This is a genomic window from Mesorhizobium sp. M7A.F.Ca.CA.001.08.2.1 (assembly GCF_003998455.1).
In the GTDB taxonomy this organism is placed as follows: Bacteria; Pseudomonadota; Alphaproteobacteria; order Rhizobiales; family Rhizobiaceae; genus Mesorhizobium; species Mesorhizobium ciceri.
The window spans coordinates 1-406 of record NZ_RZPW01001492.1; the positions used below are offsets into that span (position 1 = coordinate 1).

The 406-nt window shown below is 61.8% G+C and carries 1 protein-coding gene; it reads right to left on the reverse strand.

The features are described from left to right. Positions 1 to 51: 51 nt before the first annotated feature. On the reverse strand, positions 52 to 406 hold a 355-nt coding region (locus EN914_RS38145; protein WP_127389808.1), incomplete at its 5' end, for a FixH family protein.

Here is a 406-nt window from a genome sequence, read left to right on the forward strand (position 1 = left end):
ATCCGGTGTTGACCAGATCAAGCGCCATTTCGGCGCCCGGTGCACAACAACTCATTGCAGCGCTCCATTGGAAATCATGATCCTGCGGACGTCGCGATACGGCTTTTCCAGACCGGCGTCGGCGTCGACTTCCACAATCCAGACGCCGTCCTTCGGCATGTGCTGGGCTGCGAATTCCTGGTCCGAGGCGGGCGCGAGGATGACCGACTTGTCCTCTTTCTCGTAGGCGGGATGGCGAAACAGCACCTTGACGCCATGCAAGGGAACCGGCTTGCCGGCGGCGTCGGTGAGGCCATAGCGAACTTCGCCCCATGCGATGGTCAGCCTGCCGGTCCAGCCAAGGGCTGCTTGCGCGCGACCCTCCTCGGCCTTCTTGTTGAATTGCTGGCTCGCCACATAGGTGTTC